The sequence below is a fragment of the Pelomonas dachongensis genome, assembly GCF_043555865.1.
Lineage (GTDB): Bacteria > Pseudomonadota > Gammaproteobacteria > Burkholderiales > Burkholderiaceae_C > Pelomonas > Pelomonas dachongensis.
Genome location: NZ_JBIGHY010000026.1, coordinates 1 through 5,935 on the forward strand (window position 1 = coordinate 1; position 5,935 = coordinate 5,935).

1 protein-coding gene, 2 tRNA genes and 3 rRNA genes are annotated in these 5,935 nt (G+C 51.3%); all 6 read left to right on the forward strand.

From position 1 onward, the window contains the following. A partial coding sequence (locus tag ACG02S_RS26060; protein ID WP_394473421.1) for a hypothetical protein occupies window positions 1–221 on the forward strand: 221 nt, incomplete at its 5' end. Window positions 222–455: 234 nt separating this feature from the next. Further along, window positions 456–1,979: ribosomal RNA gene (locus ACG02S_RS26065) — 16S ribosomal RNA — on the forward strand. A gap of 192 nt (window positions 1,980–2,171) precedes the next feature. Further along, a tRNA-Ile gene (locus ACG02S_RS26070) sits at window positions 2,172–2,248 on the forward strand. Between the two features lie 9 nt (window positions 2,249–2,257). Then, window positions 2,258–2,333: transfer RNA gene (locus tag ACG02S_RS26075), tRNA-Ala, on the forward strand. Window positions 2,334–2,645: 312 nt separating this feature from the next. After that, window positions 2,646–5,524: ribosomal RNA gene (locus tag ACG02S_RS26080) — 23S ribosomal RNA — on the forward strand. Between the two features lie 192 nt (window positions 5,525–5,716). Further along, window positions 5,717–5,829, forward strand: a 5S ribosomal RNA gene (gene rrf / locus ACG02S_RS26085). The 16S, 23S and 5S rRNA genes sit together here with 2 tRNA genes alongside, the layout of an rRNA operon. Window positions 5,830–5,935: the final 106 nt, after the last annotated feature.

The following is a 5,935-nucleotide window of genomic DNA, read 5'->3' on the forward strand; positions in this document are numbered from 1 at the left end:
GCGGACCGAAAGGTTCGGGCGAGCTGGAGAGCTTGTCGAGTGCTTCGAAAAATTATTTTTCAAAAGTACTTGACGACGCTGCGAAAGCAGATCAAAATCTCGCCTCTTTGCTGATGACTGCGACGCGAAAGCGGAGTTTGAATCGGGAAAGAAAGCAAGTCGATGAGTATCGCGAAAATAAATTTTCAAAATACTTGACGACAAGCGAAAAAGCAGATTAGAATCTCGCTTCTGTGCTGATAACGACAAACGATATCAGCAACGCAAGACAAAGAGTTAAAGCTCTGAATTTTGCGATGTTCTTTAATAATTAACAGCCGATAAGCGTGGGCGTTTGAGGCGAAGTGATGTTGTCAGGTGACTGATGACGGTCCTTCGGACTTTAAACGCTCACGGAAATTAGATTTGAATCATGCAAATGGTTTAAGTCGATTCCGTTGAGTAAATTCAAGATCGAACTGTAGAGTTTGATCCTGGCTCAGATTGAACGCTGGCGGCATGCCTTACACATGCAAGTCGAACGGTAACAGGTTAAGCTGACGAGTGGCGAACGGGTGAGTAATATATCGGAACGTGCCCAGTCGTGGGGGATAACTGCTCGAAAGAGCAGCTAATACCGCATACGACCTGAGGGTGAAAGCGGGGGATCGCAAGACCTCGCGCGATTGGAGCGGCCGATATCAGATTAGGTAGTTGGTGGGGTAAAAGCCTACCAAGCCAACGATCTGTAGCTGGTCTGAGAGGACGACCAGCCACACTGGGACTGAGACACGGCCCAGACTCCTACGGGAGGCAGCAGTGGGGAATTTTGGACAATGGACGCAAGTCTGATCCAGCCATGCCGCGTGCGGGAAGAAGGCCTTCGGGTTGTAAACCGCTTTTGTCAGGGAAGAAAAGGTTCTGGTTAATACCTGGGACTCATGACGGTACCTGAAGAATAAGCACCGGCTAACTACGTGCCAGCAGCCGCGGTAATACGTAGGGTGCAAGCGTTAATCGGAATTACTGGGCGTAAAGCGTGCGCAGGCGGTTATGCAAGACAGATGTGAAATCCCCGGGCTCAACCTGGGAACTGCATTTGTGACTGCATAGCTAGAGTACGGTAGAGGGGGATGGAATTCCGCGTGTAGCAGTGAAATGCGTAGATATGCGGAGGAACACCGATGGCGAAGGCAATCCCCTGGACCTGTACTGACGCTCATGCACGAAAGCGTGGGGAGCAAACAGGATTAGATACCCTGGTAGTCCACGCCCTAAACGATGTCAACTGGTTGTTGGGAGGGTTTCTTCTCAGTAACGTAGCTAACGCGTGAAGTTGACCGCCTGGGGAGTACGGCCGCAAGGTTGAAACTCAAAGGAATTGACGGGGACCCGCACAAGCGGTGGATGATGTGGTTTAATTCGATGCAACGCGAAAAACCTTACCTACCCTTGACATGTCTGGAATCCTGAAGAGATTTGGGAGTGCTCGAAAGAGAGCCAGAACACAGGTGCTGCATGGCCGTCGTCAGCTCGTGTCGTGAGATGTTGGGTTAAGTCCCGCAACGAGCGCAACCCTTGTCATTAGTTGCTACGAAAGGGCACTCTAATGAGACTGCCGGTGACAAACCGGAGGAAGGTGGGGATGACGTCAGGTCATCATGGCCCTTATGGGTAGGGCTACACACGTCATACAATGGTCGGGACAGAGGGCTGCCAACCCGCGAGGGGGAGCTAATCCCAGAAACCCGGTCGTAGTCCGGATCGTAGTCTGCAACTCGACTGCGTGAAGTCGGAATCGCTAGTAATCGCGGATCAGCTTGCCGCGGTGAATACGTTCCCGGGTCTTGTACACACCGCCCGTCACACCATGGGAGCGGGTTCTGCCAGAAGTAGTTAGCCTAACCGCAAGGAGGGCGATTACCACGGCAGGGTTCGTGACTGGGGTGAAGTCGTAACAAGGTAGCCGTATCGGAAGGTGCGGCTGGATCACCTCCTTTCTAGATTGATCGCGCCTCGTGTGTTCTTCGGAGCATGCAGAGCAAGATCGCTAAAAGAGCGAAAGCTCAAGCACTTGGTTTCAAGCGCCCACACTTATCGGCTGTCATACAACAGTGAGTGAAATCGCGTGCCTGTGGAGCTGGCCTCAACAGCCTGGCGATGATACAGAGCGACGCAAACAGGTTTCGCGTGGGTCTGTAGCTCAGTCGGTTAGAGCACCGTCTTGATAAGGCGGGGGTCGCTGGTTCGAATCCAGCCAGACCCACCACGAGACATCGGGGGATTAGCTCAGCTGGGAGAGCACCTGCTTTGCAAGCAGGGGGTCGTCGGTTCGATCCCGTCATCCTCCACCAGTTTCACTCATTCAGTTGGTAAACCTTAGCGAATAGGAATGTTCGTTGAGGTTTACCAGCTCTTGATCGCAAGATCGGCTGTTGTTCTTTAACAATTTGTAGAGTCGAATCAGCATTGCTGACGGAAAGTATCTCCTGATACACCGTGCCGTCAGCAGTGATTTTGATTGCGTCAAACATAGACTTCAACTAAGCAAGAAATTGATTAGGTATGAAGAACGGCGTAACGCGTGAATACTCAAAAACAGTTTGGATCTGAGGATCTGAATTGAGTCCTTGACGACACTGCAGTCAGCGGTGTCAAAGTTATAGGGTCAAGTGACTAAGTGCATGTGGTGGATGCCTTGGCGATTACAGGCGACGAAGGACGTGATAGCCTGCGATAAGCTTCGGGGAGCTGGCAAATTAGCTTTGATCCGGAGATTTCCGAATGGGGAAACCCACTCCGCAAGGAGTAACTCTGACTGAATACATAGGTCATTGTGGCGAACCGGGTGAACTGAAACATCTCAGTAGCTCGAGGAAAAGACATCAACCGAGATTCCGAAAGTAGTGGCGAGCGAAATCGGAGTAGCCCTCGCGTTTTAGCAGTTTGTATATCAGAACGGAATGGAAAGTCCGGCCACAGCGGGTGATAGCCCCGTATGAGAAATGCAGATTGTGGAACTAGGCGCGAATAGAGTAGGGCGGGACACGTGAAATCCTGTCTGAATATGGGGGGACCATCCTCCAAGGCTAAATACTCGTAATCGACCGATAGTGAACAAGTACCGTGAGGGAAAGGCGAAAAGAACCCCGGGAGGGGAGTGAAATAGATCCTGAAACCGCATGCATACAAAAAGTAGGAGCCCGCAAGGGTGACTGCGTACCTTTTGTATAATGGGTCAGCGACTTACATTCAGTGGCGAGGTTAACCGAATAGGGAAGCCGTAGAGAAATCGAGTCCGAATAGGGCGAATAGTCGCTGGGTGTAGACCCGAAACCAAGTGATCTATCCATGGCCAGGATGAAGGCACCGTAACAGGTGCTGGAGGTCCGAACCGACTAGTGTTGCAAAACTAGCGGATGAGCTGTGGATAGGGGTGAAAGGCTAAACAAACTTGGAAATAGCTGGTTCTCTCCGAAAACTATTTAGGTAGTGCCTCAAGTATTACCTGCGGGGGTAGAGCACTGTTTAGGCTAGGGGGTCATGGCGACTTACCAAACCTTGGCAAACTCCGAATACCGCAGAGTACAGCTTGGGAGACAGAGCACCGGGTGCTAACGTCCGGACTCAAGAGGGAAACAACCCAGACCGCCAGCTAAGGTCCCTAAAATTGGCTAAGTGGGAAACGAAGTGGGAAGGCTAAAACAGTCAGGATGTTGGCTTAGAAGCAGCCATCATTTAAAGAAAGCGTAATAGCTCACTGATCGAGTCGTCCTGCGCGGAAGATGTAACGGGGCTAAGCCAGTTACCGAAGCTGCGGATGTGCAATTTATTGCACGTGGTAGGAGAGCGTTCTGTAAGCCTGTGAAGGTGGGTTGTGAAGCCTGCTGGAGGTATCAGAAGTGCGAATGCTGACATGAGTAGCGTTAAAGGGGGTGAAAAGCCCCCTCGCCGAAAGCGCAAGGTTTCCTACGCAACGTTCATCGGCGTAGGGTGAGTCGGCCCCTAAGGCGAGGCAGAGATGCGTAGCTGATGGGAAACAGGTCAATATTCCTGTACCGATCAATAGTGCGATGTGGGGACGGAGAAGGTTAGCTCAGCCAACTGTTGGATATGTTGGTTCAAGCGTGTAGTCGTGCTCTTTAGGCAAATCCGGAGAGCTTAGATGAGGCGTGATAACGAGTCTGCTTGCAGACGAAGTGAGTGATACCCTGCTTCCAAGAAAAGCCACTAAGCTTCAGCTATTGACGACCGTACCGCAAACCGACACTGGTGCGCGAGATGAGTATTCTAAGGCGCTTGAGAGAACTCTGGAGAAGGAACTCGGCAAATTGACACCGTAACTTCGGAAGAAGGTGTGCCTTTATTAGGTGAACCATTTACTTGGGGAGCCGAATGAGGCCGCAGAGAATCGGTGGCTGCAACTGTTTATTAAAAACACAGCACTCTGCAAAGACGAAAGTCGACGTATAGGGTGTGACTCCTGCCCGGTGCTGGAAGATTAAATGATGGGGTGCAAGCTCTTGACTGAAGTCCCAGTAAACGGCGGCCGTAACTATAACGGTCCTAAGGTAGCGAAATTCCTTGTCGGGTAAGTTCCGACCTGCACGAATGGAGTAATGATGGCCACACTGTCTCCTCCAGAGACTCAGCGAAGTTGAAATGTTTGTGATGATGCAATCTCCCCGCGGAAAGACGGAAAGACCCCATGAACCTTTACTGTAGCTTTACATTGGACTTTGAACAGATCTGTGTAGGATAGGTGGGAGGCTTTGAAGTAGGGACGCTAGTTTCTATGGAGCCAACGTTGAAATACCACCCTGGTGTGTTTGAGGTTCTAACCTTGTCCCGTTATCCGGGATGGGGACAGTGTATGGTGGGCAGTTTGACTGGGGCGGTCTCCTCCCAAAGTGTAACGGAGGAGTTCGAAGGTACGCTAGTTACGGTCGGAAATCGTGACGATAGTGCATTGGCATAAGCGTGCTTGACTGCGAGACTGACAAGTCGAGCAGGTACGAAAGTAGGACAAAGTGATCCGGTGGTTCTGTATGGAAGGGCCATCGCTCAACGGATAAAAGGTACTCTGGGGATAACAGGCTGATACCGCCCAAGAGTTCATATCGACGGCGGTGTTTGGCACCTCGATGTCGGCTCATCTCATCCTGGGGCTGTAGCCGGTCCCAAGGGTATGGCTGTTCGCCATTTAAAGAGGTACGTGAGCTGGGTTTAAAACGTCGTGAGACAGTTTGGTCCCTATCTTCCGTGGGCGCTGCAAGATTGAGAGAGCCTGCTCCTAGTACGAGAGGACCGGAGTGGACGCACCTCTGGTGTATCGGTTGTCACGCCAGTGGCATTGCCGAGTAGCTAAGTGCGGAAGAGATAACCGCTGAAAGCATCTAAGCGGGAAACTCGTCTCAAGATGAGTCTTGCCGGGGCCTTGAGCCCCCTGAAGGGTCGTTCGAGACCAGGACGTTGATAGGCTGGGTGTGGAAGCGCAGTAATGCGTTAAGCTAACCAGTACTAATTGCCCGTGAGGCTTGACCCTATAACTTTGACAACTGCATCGCAGTTCGATCAAGGTGGGTATTCAAGTTATGCTGTTCTTCAGAAGTCTGAGAACGCAATCAAATTAAACTGATTCCGCAGCGAAAGCTGTGTGCAGATCAAACTAGAAATAGTTCTCTGCTGACTCTACGAATTGGGTTTGTTGACCCCGTCAACAAGCCAACCAGTCAAGCCTGACGACCATAGCGACTTGGTCCCACTCCTTCCCATCCCGAACAGGACAGTGAAACGAGTCAGCGCCGATGATAGTGCGGATTCCCGTGTGAAAGTAGGTCATCGTCAGGCTATTTATTGAGCCAACCCCCACCATTGAAAGATGGTGGGGGTTTTGCTTTTGGGAATTCGGAACGCAACTGACAGAGCGGCAGTGGTCGCCTGGTTCCAATCGCTG